Origin of the sequence: Paenibacillus puldeungensis (assembly GCF_042678945.1) — a bacterium.
Lineage (GTDB): Bacteria > Bacillota > Bacilli > Paenibacillales > Paenibacillaceae > Fontibacillus > Fontibacillus puldeungensis.
On record NZ_JBHTLM010000033.1, the window covers coordinates 1 to 16,845 of the forward strand.

Here is a 16,845-nt window from a genome sequence, read left to right on the forward strand (position 1 = left end):
AATCAACTTGCCATCTCCGTTTCCTACATACGCATTTCCGCATTCTGGACATGTTCCATATTGGCTGATAAAGGCCATTGCTCTACCTGCGTTCATTTTGCTTCTTCCTCCTTATCTAAGGGGTAAATGATAGACAAAACATTCTTCATGTAATCCAGCATTATTCCAGCAGCTATTTCCTTGGAGTCCCATTGTGGGTATTCCTTGATACAATGTTCTAACGCTTCACGTAGTTTCTTTTCCCGGGCTTCTGCTGCTGCGTATTGTTGGAGCCAGTAGAGAAGGGCTTCAAATGCGTTGAATATCGTTCCTGCATGACTTGCACCAACATTCTCAGCAATTATTTGTGTATCCTTTACAATGTTTCCTTCACCATCAAACGTAAGTTCAAATTCCCAAGTGGCAGCTTCTGCAACCAGTTCCATATCCTTGTGCCAGTCTCTAACCTGTTTAGTCATTCCCTTATCCCTCGCCCTCTGAGTATTCGCCTAATAGATTGGTTTCAAAGTTCATAAAGCTTCGATCTTCGGACTTTTTAATCGTTTTATCTTCGTAATCCACTGCAAAATGCGTACCGATCAAAGTAATTTGTTTGGCATACGCAAAAATATTTATTTCATCTACCAGAACTATGTCACCGTCAGATTCTCGTTGATAAAAGAACCGTTGTTCTGGCTCCAGTTTAATTATGATTTCTTCGAATGATGGTTTAGCCTGTTTAGTCATGGGAGATTACCTCCAATCGCCCTACAATTTCCCAGTCATAAGGCATAAGTCTAGCCACGTATACCTTGTTATAGTCAGGATGCTTATCCAATAACCTTTGCACCACTTCACCTACTTCATCTTCGTCGTCTGTGCCGGTTGTTGTTTGATCAATGATTTTTATTTGCTGCTTTATGGTTGATAAGGGAACGGGATCTAATGAAAACTTTCCTGACTCAATCTCTTTTTTCAGCCATTCGAGCGTAGTTGCTGAACCTTCATGAAATTCCCAGTAAACATGCCCTACGCCAACTCGTTCAGCCGCCTTATTCTGTCTTTTAATCTCTTCGTCAATGACATCGCATAGTTTATTGGCATCTGTTAAGGTTGGTAAGGGGATGGGATCAGGGTTGAACGAGCCGTCATTAATCTTACTTTCCAATTTGTCCAAGATGGACTGTCTCCCGTCTGCGTAACCGTAACAATCGCCCGGGAATTTCTTTTCAAACTCTATATCTATCCAGCTCTGTACTTTATCTGCATCTATTAACTTTGTTTGTTTATCCATACTCTTATCCCTCCACAATCACTTTTTCAGAGCCAGCGTTCTCTAAACACTCTTTTCCGCAATATACATGCTCATTGACTACAAGTGGACTATCTTCTAGTGTGAGAGCTTTACAGCATCGTCCAAATGCCTTCCGACCGTAGCATTCAAACCACCATCCATCATTTAGAAGTACCTGTTTTGGAACATAACCTTGTTCTGCGTATTTGTCGTATTCTGGCTTTCTTGTTGCTTGAACGTTAATATATTCACCGTCCCACTGATAGGCTTCGCTTTGTAAAATTGCTTGGGAGCGTTTCTCAGCGAATACTAATTCTTGATATTCGCCATCTTTATTTTGGGTAAGATAACATTTCATTGTTTATATCCCTCCAATAGATTGGGGTTATCGTAGATGTTGCCTATGACTTCATAACTTTTAACCGACTCATCACTTTCACTTTTAAGCCAGCTTAAGGCATTCATTTCACAATCTATCCATGGGCATAAATCAAACGCCGGATAGTCTTCATTTGCTCCATATTTAACTGTGCCGATGTAATATGGTTTTTCAGAGTAATTTGTATCGTAGGTGATATTGATGATATCTCCTTCATAGATATCATTGCCGTTCTTGTCTTGTAGTCCTGTGTATTGACCTACTGTTTCAGGGTCTATCTCATTTACAAATGGAGCCTCTGTATTTACAAAATTCCCCTCGTTGTCGATGCAAGCCCCAAAGCGATTGTCAACGATGAATTTTCTTCCTTGTCCTTGTTCTCCTAAAAGTTGAATCAAATCTCCGTGCGTCCATTTCCCGTTGTCTAATCGCTTACCGCGAAATTTATAATTTCTCATTGCTATATCCCTCCCATATTTAACTTGCTGGTAACTTGTAAGTTGTATTTAGGCCCCCGGTATGGAGGCCGTATGACGCTACATTTTCGAACTGCGACATTACTAGCCATGCATGTAAGACACCCGACCTAATGCATACCCAGCAACATAAGCGCGATAGGCGTTGTTTGTTTCGCCGTTTTGGTATACTTGCCCGCTGGCCCAAAGCTCTCTCGGTTCGCGGTCTAGTCGCATGTGGTAAAATTCTCTTTCGAACATATTCAAAATATCGTAATGTTCCTTTGTACCGACTTTCACGACATTCCCTCCTTGTTGCGCTCTTTGTGTCTAATGCTCATTACTGTTTAGCTGTATAGGGGTTACTCTCTAATGTGCTTTTCTCAAAATCCTCGCAATCAGCTACATCTTCTGGTGCTGTGTCAAATAAATCTTGCTGCCTTTTCATACAAGCCGCTTCACCATATGGCGCATCAACTGACCGTAGCATCCACCAATAATGTTTACAGTCATGACATTTCATTCCCCATCACCCCTCTTTAAAATGTCTTTAATCCCTTTATACATTTGGTTTGCGTCTTGATTTTCTTCAAAGCTGGTTACGATCTGTTTTAACTCTGCTGATAGGCTCTCTAATACTTTTATGGGGTCTGGTAACTTTTGTGGATTAGTTAGTTTAAACATAATATTCCTTTCCGGCCTCCGCTTCGCTGAGTGGATTCGGACGATACGGATGCCTTCGGCCTTATTACGCTATTTTTTCGAAATGTGCATTAGTCTACGGGTTCATACATGTTCCGAATTTCGATGCATTTTCCATGAGCCTGTTCAAGCAAAACTCTGATTTCAAATTGTGATAAGGTATCAACTCGCATACTCGCCGCACCAACTAACGATTGAATTTCTCCAACCTTTTTCAAAATCTCTTTCGTTTTACCCCTCGCTTTCAAATTATCCCTTCTTTCATCCTTCGCAGTTTGTTTCTTTTGCGGCGTATGCCGCCACCGATTCCGACCGAATCCGCCCGAGCCGTATCAGGGTTTATTCATCCTTTCAGGTGGGATAGGGCAGTACTGGCCTTTTCGCCAGAATCGTCGTCTGCTAGAGTAAAGAAAATTCCACCTTCATAGCACCCAGAATTCCAATTGATTTCATCCGCGTACCATTCCAATGCTTCTTTCATGACCTTGTTTTCTTCTTGTAGCCGTTCTACTTCGGATAGGAGATAGGCTATATCATCAGGAGCGTTGGCAATAAATTGTCCATTTTCTTCAAAGACATCAGCCACCATCTTGTATTTGATACCATCAATTTCGGCAGTAGTGTAAATTTCACGAGTTAATTCGCGGTATACCCACGGCCCCGGCATAGCTTCCGCTAATCTCCGCTTTATCTCTTGTATCCGGTCATTGTTAGTCATGGGGATTTACCTCCTCATCCTCTTCGTCATTTTTAATAATCACCGAGTCTTCTACTAACCATGTGGTAATTGAATAAGACTTATCTTCAATCTTCCAGAGGTCTTCGATATCAGTAATTTCATCGATTCCAAGTTCGTCAAGTTCGTAATTTAACTCATATTCACGTTCTAATTGGACTCTTACTTTCATTGTTTAGCCTCCTTGTAGATGATGAGGGCATGTACTCTTTCTTCATTGCCTGGATCGGACACGGCGCTAAATTTAATATCTATAATCTCTACATCAAGAAAGCTGTTTTTCCACGAATCAATGTGGTCTTGAAACCTAATATAATCAGCACTGATATGGGTTACTTTTATCTCACTGGCTTTACCTAGCATTGGTTAGTCCTCCTTAAACTTGTCTAGTAACGTCCCACTGAAACAAGCTCCCTTTTCTGGGCCGCCCCGTTTAATCGTCCAGCCGCTGCTACAAGATTGATCGCCATTTCCTCCGCAACTGCATTCTGAACAAGCGACAAACATCATCCCTCTTGAATCTGGTTTGCTATACTTTGCCTTCATCCTTTACCTCTCCCTTATACTAAGTTTATCTATCCGTATACTCGGTTAATGTGTTGTGACGGTCTGTGTGGCTGTGTGGTGGGCTTATAAGTTTTACCTCTGCAATTAGTCTAGTTGTCTTTTAAAACATCTGTATGGGCTTCGTATTCGGTCACAGATGCAATTCCTAGCTTCGTTAATGCTAGAGTGCGCGGTTTATCTGCTTCACGCTTTAGATACCCTTTCTTTTCAAGCCGCTTAAGGTGTCCATGTGTTACTCCAGAGGATGCAAGCCCGGCTCCGTCTCCGATCTCTCTTATCGTTGGTGGATAACCGTGCATTTTTGAGTAAGAGTAGATAAAGTTAATAATGGCTTGTTGACGTGGTGTCATGTTATTCCACCTTTTCAAATTCGATTTCAATGCGCGGGTTTTGCTTATCAAATTCAAAGTCTATCACTTGCGGCAGCGCCAGCTTATCGTCCTCATAAATCAGCGCATCTTCTAAGGCATCCAGCAGCACTTTTAAACCGTTGTGAGTGTCGCGCCTCCGTTTGTCCGGGAAGTAAAACCAAAGCCGTACAATGACCTTCCTATCAGCCGTAGACCATTTATTTTTTACTCGCCAGTTGTTTGCTATTGCTATCATTTCATCTCTCCATTGTTGGGCATCCTTGGTCAGCACTCTTACATTTTTGTGCCCTCTTCTGGCGGTAATGTACATATGGTTCACGCTCGGAGCTAATCCCGGTAAGATTAAACGGTCCATAGCACCTTAACCCCTTTGTATGCATTTCGCCGGTTGATCGTAAATTTATCGTTTTTCAACCGTAGCGCCGTGATTTCTCCGTTTTTAACTTCTGCTACGATCACTTTCTTTTCGTCGCCCGGTTCAACCTTTTTCCAAATGGTGTGTTTTCTAATGGACTCGAAAAGTACTCTGTCCTCGTATGCTTCTTCCGCTTCTTGCTGCAAATAATATCGGTGGCACTCACATACCGGAGCTTTCGCAAATGTATGCGTTGCTTTGAGCTTGCATCCTGGCACTTTACATTGCATCTCGTTTACCCTCTCTTTCGTCTACAATCTCATTTATCAACTCGATCAACTTTTTACACACAAACTCACGTCTTACTGCAACAGATACGCCAACAGCAGATGCTTCATAGTCAATTCTTGCTAGTATGTTATCTGCGTCCGCTAGTTTCTCCTTGAGCAAATATTCGAATGAATCCCATGTTTCTCTCATTTCCCGTTTCTGACGCTTTGCTTCGTGCTGTTGTCGCTTCTCTTTCTTGTCCAAAGGCTTCACGTCCTAACTGCACGAATTTTTCAAAGTCCTTGTCGAATAGATCGTAATCATCAATTGGTTCCATTTGCTTCACCCATACCTCTGATTCGCCAGTTCATTTCCTCACGGCTTCCATTTATAACTGCTTTATATGCCCTTGTAACTTCTGCAATCCTGCTGCCCATTGCTTCGTCAATATCAAGCAAGTCTGATATGCTTCGTTCTGTGCTGACCATGATTGGCAAGTTGTTTAGATATCGATAATTCAAAACTGCCCATGCCGTTTCAAATTGGTAATCTGTGGGCTTGCCACGACCCTTGAACAAATCATCCAGAAAAAGAACCTCACATTTTTGCATTCTTTGGATGATTTCTTGCTTCTCTTCAAAGCCCGCACTTGTCAGTTCCTTCATTCCTTCTACCCAAGGAAAGTAGAAAACTTCTATCCCGTTATCCAGCAGGTTATTTGATACTGCTGCAAGTAAGTGCGTCTTACCGCACCCGGGGTTTCCCATCAACGCTATACCATTTTGCTTATCCTTCCGTATTTTTGGAAAAGCAAGTACGTAGGATTGAGCTACTTTCTTGGCCTCTTTGATTTGTTCTGGCCTATCTGACACATCGAACGATTTAAATGTTTTGCTTTTAAATTCGTCCGTGATTTGAGCAGCTTTGATCTTACGTTGTATATCCTTCATTTTTCGAGCGTTGCAGTGATTACACTCTCTAAGCGTCCAAGTATCAATCCATATATCACCTGTATCTTTGCAGTACTCGCACTTATATGAGCCTTGCAAGTTCTTCATCGCTGAACTCTCGGATGTTTGACGTTTTGTCGAGGCTCGTAATCTTTCGATCCGATCCACCATATCCTGGTTTAAAATCCCTTTCGTGCTTTGGAACCCCGAAATTTCTCCCACCTTTATCACCGTCCTTAATCGGGAATATCCCCTGCCAGCCATTGAGTATTGATTGGTTTAAAATGTCTATCTTTGTTTCGTCGTCACTTGCTAGGTCATTCAGTTTGTTGAGCAATAATTTTATCGCCGCATCTGTCATTGGCTTTTTACTTTTTTTGCGATATTCATAAAATGAGTTCAAAGATTCGAGTAAAACAGGATTTGAGGTGTAATCCTCAAATGCGGTATTATCTTTTATTTTTTCTTTCTTAACCTTTTTATCTTTATTATCTTTATTATTATTGTTCTCGCTCCGTTCTCGCTCCGTTCTCGGGCTGTTCTCGAAGTGTTCTCGCTCCGTTCTCGCTCCGTTCTCGGTTGTGTTTTTATAGCGGTCAAATCCTTGATATTCCGCATAGTTTACAACCGTGAACAGTGTTCCCAGTTCGGTACTCTCGATTTTCAATCGTTCTTCATTCACAAGTTGATCGATTTTTTTCGAAATTACTGAGATTGAGTATTTTTTAAGAGAACGGTTGTCGAGATATTCCAAATCATTAATCAAATTCCGGTATGACCGGAGGAATTGACCACGCTTTACATGTATGCCTTGTATGGTCACTCCTTCCTCCGCAAATACCGCATTCCCTACGATAAAAAAGAAGATTCGAAATTTGATAATGTCTTGCCATATTGGATTTTCAAAGATTTCCCGGCTCGTCTGAAACGCGCCTTTCATGTCACCACCTACTCACTTTTCGCATAAAGTTTTCGTCTGTATTCCTCAGCCCACTCTCGGCCCTCTGCCGTATAATCCACCCAGTTATGGCAGGTCCCAGTATTAACACTAGGACCGCATAACATGGCAATATCGTTAGCTGTTGTCTCTCCTTCAATCTTCCAACGCCGGATTAAATGAGCAGCCTGTAGTTCACCAACTTTTCCACACCGTTCACAGCGTCCATGTGACCGTTCTAGCGCCGCATTATAAACCTCTGGTGTAATCCGTCCTCGCATCTTGCTAGTAGGCTTACGGCGTCGATATGACGGTTTAGGAGATGGATTAAATCCAAAGTCCATAGGATCACCGCCTATACGTCTGTCTGATATTTAAGAATCGTCTGTAAGGCAGATACTTGTACCTTGATAGCGTCAGTAGCTTCAATACCAGCTTTGAATTGTGTCTCTGCAAGATCACGTTTAAATAGCAACTCAGACACATTCCCTTTTGCTAAATTTTCAATGATCGTAACAGGCACCTTCTCGGCGCGTAGCTTTAAAATCTCCTGTGCAAGCGCTAAACGATAATCACGCTCAGCCTCGGCCTTTGCCTTACCTAAGCTAAACAATGCGTCAGCGGACTTGCTCAGTCGTTGTGAAGCGGCGTGTATCTCTTGAGTAATGTTTATTAGGTCCATATGTCACCTCAAAATGGTAAGTCGCTGTCAGGAATGTCAATCGACTTTCCGTCATCGTGGAATGGATCGCCGCCGCCGTTTGAATTAGTCCGGTTTGATTCTAAAAAACGCACATTATCAGCAATAACCTCAGTTACGTAAATACGCTTTCCTTCGTTGTTTTCGTAGTTTCGCACATTAATCCGACCTTCTACGGCAGTCAATCGGCCCTTGCTTAAATAGTTAGCACAGGTTTCTGCAAGCTGCCGCCAAGTTACAACTGGAATGAAATCTGCTTCGCGTTCTCCGCCTTGAGAGGTAAACGGTCTATCTACAGCTAATGTAAACTTTGTTACAGCTACCCCACTTGGTGTGTATTGCAATTCAGGATCGCGTGTAAGTCGTCCAATTAGGATTACTCTATTAAGCATGTTGCGGCTCCTTCCCGGCATTCTCCAGCCGTGTACATAGTTCGTCGTATTCTTGCTTAGTTAAGTCCTCAGCAAGCGTTTTGTTATAGTCTTTCATGAGTGCTTTTTTAACATCGGCAACGCTGATGCCGTGGCTGCTGGCGATAGCAAATAGCCGTTTCACCTGCTGTTCTGATAGTTTCTTAGGTTTAGTTTCGTTCTTAAACTCCACTTGGTTGCCAGATACACCGTTTGCATCATCGTCCTTTTCTGTAGAGATTCCAGATATAGCGGACAGCGAGTATCGTTTCATATAGGTGATTTGGCCGCCCAAGTCTTGCATGTTATTACTCGCCGCTACGCTGAGCGGTTCGGATTTAACCCATTCGCCAGACTCATGTAAAAGCATCGTTTCGACCGAAATCATCAAATGGCCGTCTTGAAAGAATGTTTTTGGAGTTTGCAACACGGCTATTTTGTTTTCCTTGTATACTGCCTTGAGAACATCAAATATTCCCTCTAGATCGGTATATGAAAACTCATATGTGCCGCCTGCCTTGGTCTTAACAGTTACATTGGCGTTGTGCTTTGGGGTTTCGATTGCACCCCAAGCAACTACCAAAGCCTTTGAAATGGCTTGATTTGTTTCAGAAAAGATCATAGTCTATCACCGCACTCTCAATGATTTCTCTTGCACTACCAGCACACCAGGGATTTCTTTTCCTGATTTCCAAGCCTCAATAATGTCCTTTTTTTGCAACTGCGGAACCGGCTCAGGAGTAACAAAATACTTTTGAGGTATGTCAAATTCGTCTACTACTACCACTTTTGGCGGATTAGATTGGAGAGAAATAGTGAAAAGTTGCCCCTTCACTTTCTCCAGCTCCATCCGTTTCATGATGATTTCGATGTTCTCTTTGAGATATTTGGCGTTGTTTTCAATGGCTGTACGGCGTGATTTAAGACGATCTTCTTCGTCTTTGATCGCTTTGGCCTCTGATTCCAAAGAGCGCACGACCTTAATTGTGTTCTCGATCTTCTCGTCGATCTTGCCTTCCATGCCTTCCAGCATGGCTTGTAATTGCTCATTTGTCGGGTCCTCACTAGCCATATCAAGCAGCATTTGATATTGTTCAGACAATTCGTATAAGCGCATGGTCTTTACAACCTCCCTAAAAATGTGTTATTGTGTCCGTGATAAATTTAATTTTGTTCTTGATGATCGCTGTTGGCGCAGCGGTCATTTTTCATTTCTAGCAAAATTTTGTGGGTTTCCAAGTCGTCGATCACTGATTGAAAGTCTTGTTTGAAAAACCACCCGACTTGTTCCATAGCTGTTCCTACCGAAACATTAGTTGTCTCGTTTTGCAGCCGTTTTAATTTTCTGAGAGCTGATTCGAGATAGTTGCTCAAGTTCATTCAACCTCCTAACTAATGCACCTTGTTTACAATCAATCGCATCCTGCATGCACATTTCACAATGCGGCTGGTGATCTTCGTATAATTCGTATTTCGCCTCCCTGCCACACCCGCACTTCACCATTTGGCTTCACCTTCTTCCATCTGTTCTTTGCGAGGACATATCCAAGACGTTGCATTTCAGCAATACTCAGGTCAACAAATCCGTATTTTTGCTTTTGCTCGTCTGTCATTTCATGCGCCCACATGGATCCGCACCCATTTCATTTTTGTTTTCCATGCGGCGTATTTCAGCACTGACATTTTCTCCCCGGATGTAAGTACATTCCAATCACTTGCAAAGATGTTCATGTTCATTCTCCTTTCATGGCACTTTTAATTTTTGTTACATGCTCGTTTGCATGTGATCGATCATCAAACACCGGGCCAACTTTGACATACCCTTTGTTGCAAAATTCATCCAAACTTGCTTGGCCTACCACATTTATGTGATTACCATCAGTCATGAGCTGCCATTTCATGGTCATGCTCCTTTCGGAATGTAATAAATGTGTACCGGACCGGATAACTCTTTGATCTGCTTTGGCGTCATGTAGTCGGTACTAAAGTTAACTCCCGGCGCTTCCCGTTGCAGATTGTTGAAACGTTGTACAAACTTACCTTTGTGAGTAGCTTCGAATCCCATGTTTAGTACCTCCTTCACTATTTTTTCGAAATGTGCATTACTCACATAACCCATACTGACTCGAACACATCGGAACATCTTCCATTTCAATGGCTTTAAGTAGATCGTATTGCTTGCCGCCGAATGTTGTTTTTGACCACTCTACCTTTTCGTATATACTTGCTCCGTTTTCATCTGCGAAGAATGAAGCTCCGTTTCGCTTTGATGCTTGTTTGACTGTTTCTTCCCATGCGGCGATCCGCTCGACTTCCTCTGGGAATCTTCTTGCTATTTCAAAAAGCTCCAACTTTCCGCAATTTATGCATGGCATACATCCGACACGGCCCATACCAAGTTTGTACAACGGGTTTGGCTCAATCCCGTATCTACTGTGCATTGCAAACACTTCATTCGCTGTCCATTTAAGTAACGGACGGTAAATCTCGTATCCCTCAGGTGTGTCTTCACGTTCTGATAGTTTTGACCGCGCTATACTTTCCTCCGCTCGCACTCCTTGCCAGCTAATAACCTTGTGACCTTGCTCCAAAAGCAGCAAGTATACTTGGTCAAAAAATGGTCTTACTTTTAACTCTACAGTGCAAAATCTAGCTTTCGTTGAAGGGAATCGTCCCTTCCAGATACATAGATCAAGAAACGGGTTTCCAGTGGGATGAAGCACATTTAACGCCTGCTCGATAATCCATTCTTCAACACCTTCGTTTCTCCACTTGGTTTGTACAACTTCCCTTTTATGCTCAATTTGTTTAGTAAAATCAGCTTTAATCCGATGGATCGGCCCAAGTTGTTTTTCAAGATATTCGAGATATTCATAGGTTTTTTGATGCTCGTTTCCTGTGTCAGCAAATACCGGAACTACCTCTACACCTTTTCCCAGTGCATAAAGCCATAGTGCTGTGCTATCCTTACCGCCAGACAATGAAACTATATTTTTAGTACTCATATTTCTCCTCCCTTGCTGCACTCTTTGTGTCTACACTGCAGCAGCCGATGTGAGCAGCAATCTAAATGTTTCTCGGCCCTTTGGCGTAACCAATGTTTGATTATCAGCTTTGCCGTTGCGTTCCCACTCTTTAAGCTCGAACAGTCCCGGCACATACTGTGCATATGGTTTCAGTTTGCCTTTAGCATCACGGTACAAATATGTGTTTTCCAGCAGCCAGCCGATAAACTCGCGCTCCTTGATTTGAAGTTCCTTCGCCGTATCCCGAAGATTCGTTAGCAGGTTACGCTCTACCAATGCGTCAAAGTAATCTGCTTTAGGTTGCATGACTCGGATCCGTTCATTGGCCCGGCGTACATTTTCGAGCGTGGCCCGGAACATCAGCTTTGTGCCTTCGTCAGCATGAGGTAGATAAGTTTCAACGAACATATCGTCATTTGCTACATAGCCGCCTGTTTTACGGATCGTTGGGAGGACTTCGCCCGTTACCCAACGTTTGTAACCTTTGGCCTTTTCACGGATCGCTGGGTTATTGCCTTGCTTTGCGGCTCCAAAGATTAGGCTATAAAGGCCGGACTCATTGATAAACTTTTTGTTTTGGGTTCTACCGATCGAATCGGTGACTGGATGGACCGTCGAGTCATCGTCATCAACGTGATTTGTAATTGCCTTATGTGGATCCGCAAACGATAAAGCTGTTGCCGCCTCCGTAGCTCCAAACCATTCAACACCATCAACGATGATAACCGGCAATTCTCCGAACAGATCGTTTTTAAATACTTGTAATTGATTCATTTACTTGCTCCTTTCTAATAGGACTTTCTTTCTTAATGTCGAATATTGGTAATGTAAAAAATAACTTTTACAGGAAGGAGAAATCTCTTGGAATATTCAAACGGTTTTATAGAGTCATTCCGCTTGATTGCATCAACAACAGCGGAATTCCAAAAATTTATACAGCAATCTGTTTTTCCTTTGACTAATTTTTCTGCAGAGTATCAAGCGCAAATGCAGGAAATAGCTAAATCAATTAGTGCATATTCCAAAGCAATTAATGTTCAATGGAGCACTGAGATAACACCAATAATTGAGCAATTAATAAAAGAAAACAGATTGAACACTGAGTTTTCTGTACCTCCAGATATAGCCCAGTCAATTTCAAACTTACCTCAAAAGGTTGAGAAAATTGTTCCCGTTAAGGAAGGTGAATCAAACTTATCGAACAGCATTACAGCAATAGAAAATAAGTTTACTTGGCGAGATGCGCTCACGGTAATCAGTGTCTTACTTGCCTTACTCGCCTTTCTTAATGATCTATCGAGCAAAGAAGACAAATCTAACGTCGATGAAGTGCGCCAAGAAGTTCTAAAAACTACTGATCAAACAGTGAATTATTTCATAACAAACTACTACATCAATTTCCCTGACGATCAGCCAAGTTTTTCAAAAGATCAGCCATTTGATGAAGATCATGATTCAGATCGTTAATGTCGTTTAGTTCTGATTCATACCGCTCAATCAAGCGCTCATATCGCTGGTTGAGCTTTTGTTTTTCTATCGAAGCCCAAAAACTCATGACTGTGCTTGCAAAAAGTAGAATTATAACAGTCCAATAAAGGCGATTTTTCCACCTATTCATCTTCTCTTCTCACCTCCTTATGGGTTAGCAAACCTTATATTCCAAACCAGTTTCCAAATATAGAGCGAGTTCCTTGCATTTATTCGCGAGTTTCGGAAACTTAGTTGGATCAGTGCCAACTACATTTCCGTCACGATCAATAACAGTTTCAGACACAATTCGTAACTTTTTTTCCATGTTCACCGCCTCCTTATGATATTTTCCTTTTTCGTTTTGAACCGCGGTCAAATCCGATAAAAACGGATTCTCGACCGAAAAAAATCATGTCTTCTGGTACCTCATACAAATTGACGAGAAGAATAAACAGACTGCGCGGTATGTTTGTTGAATCCTCTTCATACTTTGCAATGGTCTTAGGGCTTTTCTGCGCCCGTTTTGCGACTTCGTCAATTGTCATGCCCTTGTTCACTCTAGCTGCTCTAAGCGTTATTTGGTACATCCAATCGGCTCCTTTCTGCTGTTGTGATTCCATGGTAATCCGTTAATATCGAATTGTCAATACGTTTTTAACGTAAAAAAATACTTGAAATTGGCATCCAATTAGTTTATAACGGATATATAATGATTTTAATTAGGAGGAAACGTCCGGTGGCAAGAAAGAAATATACTGAAGTGGAAAGAGAATTAATGAAAGGTATAGCCATTAATTTAAGAGCGCTATTGAAAAGAAAAGGTCTTAGCCAAAAAGATCTTGCAGAAGGTACAGACCTATCTACTAGCGTTATTTCTGACTATCTAAATGAAAAAACACTTGCTACTCCTGGAAGCGTTCAAAAAATGGCCGATTTCTTAAAAGTTAATAAAGGGGAAATTGACCCTACGTTCCAGAGCAAAGCATGTGAGGCTGATACCAAGTTAATTCCCCTCGTAGGTACTATTTGCGCCGGTGACGGATTATTAGCAGTAGAAAATATTGAAGATTATGTATACTATCCATTTCCAAATAAAAAACAACCTGATTTTGCCTTAAGAGTTAAAGGCGATAGCATGAAAAACGTTGGAATTGATAATGGTGATGTGGTTTTTATAAAGAAAGCAAGTTGGGCAGATTATAATGGCCAAATTGTAGCTGCAATCATTAATGATTCGTGCGAAGGAATGCTTAAGCGAATTAAATGGACAGAAGGATCACCAGCCATGCAGCTAGTTCCTGAAAATGAAAATTACAGTCCAATTAATGTTAGACCAAATGAGTTCACTATTTGTGGTATTTATATGGGGCATTTTAAGCAAGATATTTAATTATTAAGGAGTTGTTAAAACATGCAGGTTTTTGGGTATCCAAGAGTCAGTACTGACGAACAGGCCGATAAAGGAAACTCACTAAATGAACAAATGGAAAGAATGACTGCTTATTGTAAAGCTATGGGGTGGGACGATCCTATTTTTTTTATAGAAGATGGGTTCAGCGCTAAAAACCTAAATAGGCCAGAAATGACAAAAATGCTTGAACGCATAAAAAATGATCCATACGGTGGCATTGTATTAACTACAAAACTTGATAGGCTATCAAGAAAGCTATTTGATATCCTCTCGCTAAATGTTTTTTTTAATAAACATGGATTTAACTATGTTTCTGCAACAGAGGGTTTTGATACATCAACGCCAGCCGGAAGATTAGTCTTGCAAATGCTAGGAATGGTTGCTGAGTTTGAAAGAGAACGCATTTCAGAACGAGTTCGTGACAATATGACTTCCATAGCTAGAAACACAACTAAAGTCATTTCACGGCCTTGCTTTGGATACGACATAGTAGATGGAGAAATGGTCATTAATATTGACGAGTCTATTGAGATAATTAAAGCGGCAAATGAACTGTTAGATGGTAAAGCAGCTCGCAGTATTATAAAAAGATGGAATCTTATCGATAAGATAAAGACAAAAGAAGGTAATGAATGGCATGAAAAAACTTTTAGGGAACTGTTACAGCGGGAAACTCTTATAGGTGATTTTGTATACAACAAAACATACAAAAACGGGACAAAGATCATAACACGTCCTGAGAATGAATGGATATATGTTGAAAATCACCATCCAGCTATTATTGATAAGGAAACTTTTGAAAAGCTGCAGAACCTTTTTAAGGGGAGAAAAAGCGTAGGTAGACACTTTAGCGACGATAGATATTTATTATCTGGTCTTGTAGTATGTGGACATTGTAAAAATAAAATGAACGGGAAGATATATAAAAGCTTTTCAAAAAAAATGAATAAAGAAAACATTCGTTATAAGTATCTTTGTGACGGGTACCTTAAAAAAGCTAACTGTTTTTTTCATAACATAGATCGAGACTTGTTAGAAAAAACTATCCAAGATAGAATTATTGAGATTTCACAATCTGCTCCCGGATCTATGCATCTTTTATTTTCAAAACCTAAAACAGATAGCATAGATAAAGCAGGAGTAAAAGCTAAGCTAGCTAAACTTGATAAAAGGATGCAAAAACAAATCGATGCTTATAATGATGATCTGATTACAGCCCATGATCTTAAGCTAGCGTCAGAAAAGGTTGAAAAAGAACGTGCTGAATTGCGTAAGTTGTTAGACGATTCGAGCAAAGCTCACAGAGACAATAGTGTTGCTAAATTGGTTGATAGAGCCAAATCATCTGTGGATGTTATTTTGTCAGGTGATAGAATTAAAATAAAGCAAATTATCCATGAAATTGTGGATAAAATCGAGGTTATTAATGGAGAGGAGTTAAGCATTGTTTGGCGTGCCGATTAAATCTCTCACAGTACATTCGGCAAACCCACAATGCCAGCTTTCAAAGCCATATTTATGACAACTCCTCATTCATGTAATTGCTCATTCTTCTTCAACCATAGTACCTATACGCCGCGGATATTTCAAGGACGTCCCGAAAATACACCCTGTGGGAAATATTTCGGATCTACAATTTTTTCGTCATCTGAATGTCAGTCACTTCGTATCCCATCTTCTGATACAGCCGAAACGCGCGCTCGTTATGACCAAACACATGCAGGGAAATTTGCTTTAATCCCAGCTTGCGGACTTCATCATCAATCGCGGCCATCGTCTCTTTTCCGTACCCCCGCCCCTGATACTCCTCAAAGATGAGAATATCCATGATGAAGGCGAAGCGGCTGCCGTTTCTCTCCATGAGATTGAACCATACATAACCGACCGTTATATTCTCTGTTTGATCCTGGATCGTGAAAATGAAAGCATCCTTCGTCTCAAGACCGTCCGGGAGTGCCTGGTTAAATTCCTCTTCGGATCGTAGCGCCGCCTCGGCTGTGCTCCAGGTACCTGCCTCCACTTTATCCGCAGCATAATCGCTGATCGAACGGCTTCGGAATTGCATGTATTCCTTCTCATTCATTTTGACAAGCTTTATCGTAGCCATGCTTCTTACCTCCCTATCGCGAAAAAAAGATATGCTGCATCTGCTCAAATAACCTATGCAAGTTGAACTAATGATTGTAAGGATAAAGGCCAACGGGTGAAATGTTCTTACGATTTTATATATAGATATCCTAACTCACACGGGCGCCTTGTCGAATGCGATTGGCATAAGCCCATACGGCGGGCAGTCCCAGAATCAGGAAAACGGCAACGTTGGCCAGCCCAGCCGAGATGCTCTGAACCACGGTTGTGTCATTTGGCTCGCCCATGACGAGGGTGTCGAAAAGACCGGAAAAGGTGTGAGACGCAAAGATTCCGATTACACCAAAAATGCTGAGCCGAACTAAATGGCTTTTTTTCATTATCCCATTGTGCGGGTCAAAATCCCTAGACAAATATATGAGCCCCATAAAAGCCGCAGCGATACCCGAGCCCAAGGCCCAGTCCCACCAAACCGTGCCGCTCGTAATCAAATCATTGATGACATGGCCGATGAAACCGACCAGAAAACCAACCACCGGCCCAAACAGTGCCCCGAAAAGGGTCAGCAGCCCTATCGCCGGCCGCAGCTCGGTATCCGGCACAATCGGAATGCCGATCCAACTCGTCGCTCCGTACAGCACTGATCCGACCCCGATCGCCAATAGCGACCTTATGCTCAACTTCCATGCTGATGGTTTCAACCTCAGCCCCCCTAAGAAAATCCTAGCCTGCGGCTAGTGTTCCT

General features: G+C 41.8%; 36 protein-coding genes. 3 read left to right on the top strand and 33 right to left on the bottom strand.

From position 1 onward, the window contains the following. The 29 genes from ACFQ3W_RS24810 to ACFQ3W_RS24950 all read right to left on the bottom strand — a co-directional run. Positions 1-96 (bottom strand): DUF3797 domain-containing protein (locus ACFQ3W_RS24810; RefSeq protein WP_379321975.1); only part of this gene is annotated, 96 nt, incomplete at its 3' end. Further along, positions 93-458, bottom strand: coding sequence for a hypothetical protein (locus tag ACFQ3W_RS24815; protein WP_379321922.1), 366 nt, complete (start codon positions 456-458; stop codon positions 93-95). The genes ACFQ3W_RS24810 and ACFQ3W_RS24815, both read right to left, overlap by 4 nt. 4 nt (positions 459-462) lie before the next feature. Further along, positions 463-726, bottom strand: coding sequence for a hypothetical protein (locus ACFQ3W_RS24820; RefSeq protein WP_379321923.1), 264 nt, complete (start codon positions 724-726; stop codon positions 463-465). Next, complete coding sequence (locus ACFQ3W_RS24825; protein ID WP_379321924.1) at positions 719-1,273, bottom strand: hypothetical protein; 555 nt, start codon at positions 1,271-1,273, stop codon at positions 719-721. The genes ACFQ3W_RS24820 and ACFQ3W_RS24825 overlap by 8 nt, the downstream gene beginning before the upstream one ends. 4 nt (positions 1,274-1,277) lie before the next feature. Next, on the bottom strand, positions 1,278-1,631 hold the full coding sequence (locus ACFQ3W_RS24830) for a hypothetical protein (RefSeq protein ID WP_379321925.1): 354 nt from the start codon (positions 1,629-1,631) through the stop codon (positions 1,278-1,280). Continuing rightward, positions 1,628-2,110 carry a YopX family protein gene (locus ACFQ3W_RS24835; RefSeq protein WP_379321926.1) on the bottom strand — a complete coding sequence of 161 codons (483 nt, stop codon included), beginning with the start codon at positions 2,108-2,110 and terminating at the stop codon, positions 1,628-1,630. Before ACFQ3W_RS24835 ends, ACFQ3W_RS24830 begins: the two co-directional genes overlap by 4 nt. A 102-nt stretch (positions 2,111-2,212) precedes the next feature. Continuing rightward, on the bottom strand, positions 2,213-2,407 hold the full coding sequence (locus tag ACFQ3W_RS24840) for a hypothetical protein (RefSeq protein WP_379321927.1): 195 nt from the start codon (positions 2,405-2,407) through the stop codon (positions 2,213-2,215). Positions 2,408-2,447: 40 nt separating this feature from the next. Continuing rightward, positions 2,448-2,630, bottom strand: coding sequence for a hypothetical protein (locus ACFQ3W_RS24845; protein WP_379321928.1), 183 nt, complete (start codon positions 2,628-2,630; stop codon positions 2,448-2,450). Then, a complete protein-coding gene (locus ACFQ3W_RS24850; RefSeq protein WP_379321929.1) occupies positions 2,627-2,791 on the bottom strand; it encodes a hypothetical protein in 165 nt (54 codons plus the stop codon). Before ACFQ3W_RS24850 ends, ACFQ3W_RS24845 begins: the two co-directional genes overlap by 4 nt. A 361-nt stretch (positions 2,792-3,152) precedes the next feature. Continuing rightward, a complete protein-coding gene (locus ACFQ3W_RS24855) occupies positions 3,153-3,527 on the bottom strand; it encodes a hypothetical protein (RefSeq protein WP_379321930.1) in 375 nt (124 codons plus the stop codon). Further along, positions 3,520-3,717, bottom strand: coding sequence for a hypothetical protein (locus ACFQ3W_RS24860; protein ID WP_379321931.1), 198 nt, complete (start codon positions 3,715-3,717; stop codon positions 3,520-3,522). The genes ACFQ3W_RS24855 and ACFQ3W_RS24860 overlap by 8 nt, the downstream gene beginning before the upstream one ends. Beyond that, entirely contained in the window at positions 3,714-3,908 is a 195-nt protein-coding gene (locus tag ACFQ3W_RS24865; protein ID WP_379321932.1) for a hypothetical protein, read from the bottom strand. The genes ACFQ3W_RS24860 and ACFQ3W_RS24865 overlap by 4 nt, the downstream gene beginning before the upstream one ends. A gap of 293 nt (positions 3,909-4,201) precedes the next feature. After that, entirely contained in the window at positions 4,202-4,462 is a 261-nt protein-coding gene (locus tag ACFQ3W_RS24870; RefSeq protein WP_379321933.1) for a LexA family protein, read from the bottom strand. Between the two features lies 1 nt (position 4,463). Beyond that, a complete protein-coding gene (locus ACFQ3W_RS24875; RefSeq protein ID WP_379321934.1) occupies positions 4,464-4,838 on the bottom strand; it encodes a RusA family crossover junction endodeoxyribonuclease in 375 nt (124 codons plus the stop codon). Beyond that, on the bottom strand, positions 4,826-5,116 hold the full coding sequence (locus tag ACFQ3W_RS24880) for a hypothetical protein (protein WP_379321935.1): 291 nt from the start codon (positions 5,114-5,116) through the stop codon (positions 4,826-4,828). Before ACFQ3W_RS24880 ends, ACFQ3W_RS24875 begins: the two co-directional genes overlap by 13 nt. A gap of 1 nt (position 5,117) precedes the next feature. After that, positions 5,118-5,372: a hypothetical protein gene (locus tag ACFQ3W_RS24885; RefSeq protein ID WP_379321936.1), complete on the bottom strand. Its 255-nt coding sequence runs from the start codon at positions 5,370-5,372 to the stop codon at positions 5,118-5,120. Positions 5,373-5,431: 59 nt separating this feature from the next. Beyond that, the gene (locus tag ACFQ3W_RS24890; protein ID WP_379321937.1) at positions 5,432-6,229 is read right to left on the bottom strand and encodes an ATP-binding protein; all 798 of its coding nucleotides are present in this window, start codon (positions 6,227-6,229) and stop codon (positions 5,432-5,434) included. Next, positions 6,141-6,998, bottom strand: a complete 858-nt coding sequence (locus ACFQ3W_RS24895) for a hypothetical protein (RefSeq protein WP_379321938.1) — start codon at positions 6,996-6,998, stop codon at positions 6,141-6,143. Before ACFQ3W_RS24895 ends, ACFQ3W_RS24890 begins: the two co-directional genes overlap by 89 nt. Before the next feature lie 8 nt (positions 6,999-7,006). Further along, a complete protein-coding gene (locus tag ACFQ3W_RS24900; RefSeq protein ID WP_379321939.1) occupies positions 7,007-7,339 on the bottom strand; it encodes an HNH endonuclease in 333 nt (110 codons plus the stop codon). A gap of 11 nt (positions 7,340-7,350) precedes the next feature. Then, the gene (locus ACFQ3W_RS24905) at positions 7,351-7,677 is read right to left on the bottom strand and encodes a hypothetical protein (protein WP_379321940.1); all 327 of its coding nucleotides are present in this window, start codon (positions 7,675-7,677) and stop codon (positions 7,351-7,353) included. 8 nt (positions 7,678-7,685) lie between these two features. Continuing rightward, positions 7,686-8,087 carry a single-stranded DNA-binding protein gene (gene ssb / locus ACFQ3W_RS24910; protein ID WP_379321941.1) on the bottom strand — a complete coding sequence of 134 codons (402 nt, stop codon included), beginning with the start codon at positions 8,085-8,087 and terminating at the stop codon, positions 7,686-7,688. Then, on the bottom strand, positions 8,080-8,727 hold the full coding sequence (locus ACFQ3W_RS24915; protein ID WP_379321942.1) for an ERF family protein: 648 nt from the start codon (positions 8,725-8,727) through the stop codon (positions 8,080-8,082). The genes ssb and ACFQ3W_RS24915 overlap by 8 nt, the downstream gene beginning before the upstream one ends. A 6-nt stretch (positions 8,728-8,733) precedes the next feature. After that, complete coding sequence (locus ACFQ3W_RS24920; protein WP_379321943.1) at positions 8,734-9,222, bottom strand: siphovirus Gp157 family protein; 489 nt, start codon at positions 9,220-9,222, stop codon at positions 8,734-8,736. A 47-nt stretch (positions 9,223-9,269) separates the two neighbouring features. Next, positions 9,270-9,479, bottom strand: a complete 210-nt coding sequence (locus tag ACFQ3W_RS24925; protein WP_379321944.1) for a hypothetical protein — start codon at positions 9,477-9,479, stop codon at positions 9,270-9,272. A 62-nt stretch (positions 9,480-9,541) separates the two neighbouring features. Beyond that, a complete protein-coding gene (locus ACFQ3W_RS24930; RefSeq protein WP_379321945.1) occupies positions 9,542-9,718 on the bottom strand; it encodes a hypothetical protein in 177 nt (58 codons plus the stop codon). A gap of 120 nt (positions 9,719-9,838) precedes the next feature. Then, the gene (locus tag ACFQ3W_RS24935) at positions 9,839-10,006 is read right to left on the bottom strand and encodes a hypothetical protein (protein ID WP_379321946.1); all 168 of its coding nucleotides are present in this window, start codon (positions 10,004-10,006) and stop codon (positions 9,839-9,841) included. 2 nt (positions 10,007-10,008) lie between these two features. Continuing rightward, positions 10,009-10,170 carry a hypothetical protein gene (locus ACFQ3W_RS24940; RefSeq protein ID WP_379321947.1) on the bottom strand — a complete coding sequence of 54 codons (162 nt, stop codon included), beginning with the start codon at positions 10,168-10,170 and terminating at the stop codon, positions 10,009-10,011. 37 nt (positions 10,171-10,207) lie between these two features. After that, positions 10,208-11,110 carry a phosphoadenosine phosphosulfate reductase domain-containing protein gene (locus tag ACFQ3W_RS24945; RefSeq protein WP_379321948.1) on the bottom strand — a complete coding sequence of 301 codons (903 nt, stop codon included), beginning with the start codon at positions 11,108-11,110 and terminating at the stop codon, positions 10,208-10,210. A gap of 30 nt (positions 11,111-11,140) precedes the next feature. Further along, positions 11,141-11,905, bottom strand: a complete 765-nt coding sequence (locus ACFQ3W_RS24950; protein WP_379321949.1) for a phage antirepressor KilAC domain-containing protein — start codon at positions 11,903-11,905, stop codon at positions 11,141-11,143. Positions 11,906-11,992: 87 nt separating this feature from the next. Between ACFQ3W_RS24950 and ACFQ3W_RS24955 the strand changes: the two genes are divergently transcribed. Continuing rightward, positions 11,993-12,598, top strand: coding sequence for a hypothetical protein (locus ACFQ3W_RS24955; RefSeq protein ID WP_379321950.1), 606 nt, complete (start codon positions 11,993-11,995; stop codon positions 12,596-12,598). Between the two features lie 175 nt (positions 12,599-12,773). Here the strand turns inward: ACFQ3W_RS24955 and ACFQ3W_RS24960 are convergent, their stop codons facing one another. Together ACFQ3W_RS24960 and ACFQ3W_RS24965 are read right to left on the bottom strand one after the other, a co-directional pair. Beyond that, positions 12,774-12,926, bottom strand: a complete 153-nt coding sequence (locus ACFQ3W_RS24960; RefSeq protein ID WP_379321951.1) for a hypothetical protein — start codon at positions 12,924-12,926, stop codon at positions 12,774-12,776. A gap of 13 nt (positions 12,927-12,939) precedes the next feature. Then, positions 12,940-13,188 carry a helix-turn-helix domain-containing protein gene (locus tag ACFQ3W_RS24965; protein WP_379321952.1) on the bottom strand — a complete coding sequence of 83 codons (249 nt, stop codon included), beginning with the start codon at positions 13,186-13,188 and terminating at the stop codon, positions 12,940-12,942. 149 nt (positions 13,189-13,337) lie between these two features. Here ACFQ3W_RS24965 and ACFQ3W_RS24970 point away from each other — a divergent pair, with 149 nt between their 5' ends. Next, positions 13,338-13,991 carry a LexA family protein gene (locus ACFQ3W_RS24970; RefSeq protein ID WP_379321953.1) on the top strand — a complete coding sequence of 218 codons (654 nt, stop codon included), beginning with the start codon at positions 13,338-13,340 and terminating at the stop codon, positions 13,989-13,991. A gap of 21 nt (positions 13,992-14,012) precedes the next feature. Continuing rightward, positions 14,013-15,476 (top strand): recombinase family protein, encoded by a 1,464-nt coding sequence (locus ACFQ3W_RS24975; RefSeq protein ID WP_379321954.1) that lies wholly within the window; start codon positions 14,013-14,015, stop codon positions 15,474-15,476. Between the two features lie 166 nt (positions 15,477-15,642). On the opposite strand, the gene ACFQ3W_RS24980 is transcribed toward ACFQ3W_RS24975, so the two are convergent. Together ACFQ3W_RS24980 and ACFQ3W_RS24985 are read right to left on the bottom strand one after the other, a co-directional pair. Next, positions 15,643-16,119, bottom strand: a complete 477-nt coding sequence (locus tag ACFQ3W_RS24980) for a GNAT family N-acetyltransferase (RefSeq protein ID WP_379321955.1) — start codon at positions 16,117-16,119, stop codon at positions 15,643-15,645. Between the two features lie 130 nt (positions 16,120-16,249). Continuing rightward, a complete protein-coding gene (locus tag ACFQ3W_RS24985) occupies positions 16,250-16,801 on the bottom strand; it encodes an ECF-type riboflavin transporter substrate-binding protein (RefSeq protein WP_379321956.1) in 552 nt (183 codons plus the stop codon). Positions 16,802-16,845: the final 44 nt, after the last annotated feature.

Excerpts from the sequence above, each read along its gene's own strand:
- ACFQ3W_RS24815 (WP_379321922.1), bottom strand. The coding sequence starts at position 458 with ATGACTAAACAGGTTAGAGACTGGCACAAGGATATGGAACTGGTTGCA.
- ACFQ3W_RS24820 (WP_379321923.1), bottom strand. The coding sequence starts at position 726 with ATGACTAAACAGGCTAAACCATCATTCGAAGAAATCATAATTAAACTG.
- ACFQ3W_RS24825 (WP_379321924.1), bottom strand. The coding sequence starts at position 1,273 with ATGGATAAACAAACAAAGTTAATAGATGCAGATAAAGTACAGAGCTGG.
- ACFQ3W_RS24830 (WP_379321925.1), bottom strand. The coding sequence starts at position 1,631 with ATGAAATGTTATCTTACCCAAAATAAAGATGGCGAATATCAAGAATTA.
- ACFQ3W_RS24835 (WP_379321926.1), bottom strand. The coding sequence starts at position 2,110 with ATGAGAAATTATAAATTTCGCGGTAAGCGATTAGACAACGGGAAATGG.
- ACFQ3W_RS24845 (WP_379321928.1), bottom strand. The coding sequence starts at position 2,630 with ATGAAATGTCATGACTGTAAACATTATTGGTGGATGCTACGGTCAGTT.
- ACFQ3W_RS24850 (WP_379321929.1), bottom strand. The coding sequence starts at position 2,791 with ATGTTTAAACTAACTAATCCACAAAAGTTACCAGACCCCATAAAAGTA.
- ACFQ3W_RS24855 (WP_379321930.1), bottom strand. The coding sequence starts at position 3,527 with ATGACTAACAATGACCGGATACAAGAGATAAAGCGGAGATTAGCGGAA.
- ACFQ3W_RS24860 (WP_379321931.1), bottom strand. The coding sequence starts at position 3,717 with ATGAAAGTAAGAGTCCAATTAGAACGTGAATATGAGTTAAATTACGAA.
- ACFQ3W_RS24865 (WP_379321932.1), bottom strand. The coding sequence starts at position 3,908 with ATGCTAGGTAAAGCCAGTGAGATAAAAGTAACCCATATCAGTGCTGAT.
- ACFQ3W_RS24870 (WP_379321933.1), bottom strand. The coding sequence starts at position 4,462 with ATGACACCACGTCAACAAGCCATTATTAACTTTATCTACTCTTACTCA.
- ACFQ3W_RS24875 (WP_379321934.1), bottom strand. The coding sequence starts at position 4,838 with ATGGACCGTTTAATCTTACCGGGATTAGCTCCGAGCGTGAACCATATG.
- ACFQ3W_RS24890 (WP_379321937.1), bottom strand. The coding sequence starts at position 6,229 with ATGGTGGATCGGATCGAAAGATTACGAGCCTCGACAAAACGTCAAACA.
- ACFQ3W_RS24895 (WP_379321938.1), bottom strand. The coding sequence starts at position 6,998 with ATGAAAGGCGCGTTTCAGACGAGCCGGGAAATCTTTGAAAATCCAATA.
- ACFQ3W_RS24900 (WP_379321939.1), bottom strand. The coding sequence starts at position 7,339 with ATGGACTTTGGATTTAATCCATCTCCTAAACCGTCATATCGACGCCGT.
- ACFQ3W_RS24905 (WP_379321940.1), bottom strand. The coding sequence starts at position 7,677 with ATGGACCTAATAAACATTACTCAAGAGATACACGCCGCTTCACAACGA.
- ssb (WP_379321941.1), bottom strand. The coding sequence starts at position 8,087 with ATGCTTAATAGAGTAATCCTAATTGGACGACTTACACGCGATCCTGAA.
- ACFQ3W_RS24915 (WP_379321942.1), bottom strand. The coding sequence starts at position 8,727 with ATGATCTTTTCTGAAACAAATCAAGCCATTTCAAAGGCTTTGGTAGTT.
- ACFQ3W_RS24920 (WP_379321943.1), bottom strand. The coding sequence starts at position 9,222 with ATGCGCTTATACGAATTGTCTGAACAATATCAAATGCTGCTTGATATG.
- ACFQ3W_RS24930 (WP_379321945.1), bottom strand. The coding sequence starts at position 9,718 with ATGACAGACGAGCAAAAGCAAAAATACGGATTTGTTGACCTGAGTATT.
- ACFQ3W_RS24935 (WP_379321946.1), bottom strand. The coding sequence starts at position 10,006 with ATGAAATGGCAGCTCATGACTGATGGTAATCACATAAATGTGGTAGGC.
- ACFQ3W_RS24940 (WP_379321947.1), bottom strand. The coding sequence starts at position 10,170 with ATGGGATTCGAAGCTACTCACAAAGGTAAGTTTGTACAACGTTTCAAC.
- ACFQ3W_RS24945 (WP_379321948.1), bottom strand. The coding sequence starts at position 11,110 with ATGAGTACTAAAAATATAGTTTCATTGTCTGGCGGTAAGGATAGCACA.
- ACFQ3W_RS24950 (WP_379321949.1), bottom strand. The coding sequence starts at position 11,905 with ATGAATCAATTACAAGTATTTAAAAACGATCTGTTCGGAGAATTGCCG.
- ACFQ3W_RS24960 (WP_379321951.1), bottom strand. The coding sequence starts at position 12,926 with ATGGAAAAAAAGTTACGAATTGTGTCTGAAACTGTTATTGATCGTGAC.
- ACFQ3W_RS24965 (WP_379321952.1), bottom strand. The coding sequence starts at position 13,188 with ATGTACCAAATAACGCTTAGAGCAGCTAGAGTGAACAAGGGCATGACA.
- ACFQ3W_RS24975 (WP_379321954.1), top strand. The coding sequence starts at position 14,013 with ATGCAGGTTTTTGGGTATCCAAGAGTCAGTACTGACGAACAGGCCGAT.
- ACFQ3W_RS24980 (WP_379321955.1), bottom strand. The coding sequence starts at position 16,119 with ATGGCTACGATAAAGCTTGTCAAAATGAATGAGAAGGAATACATGCAA.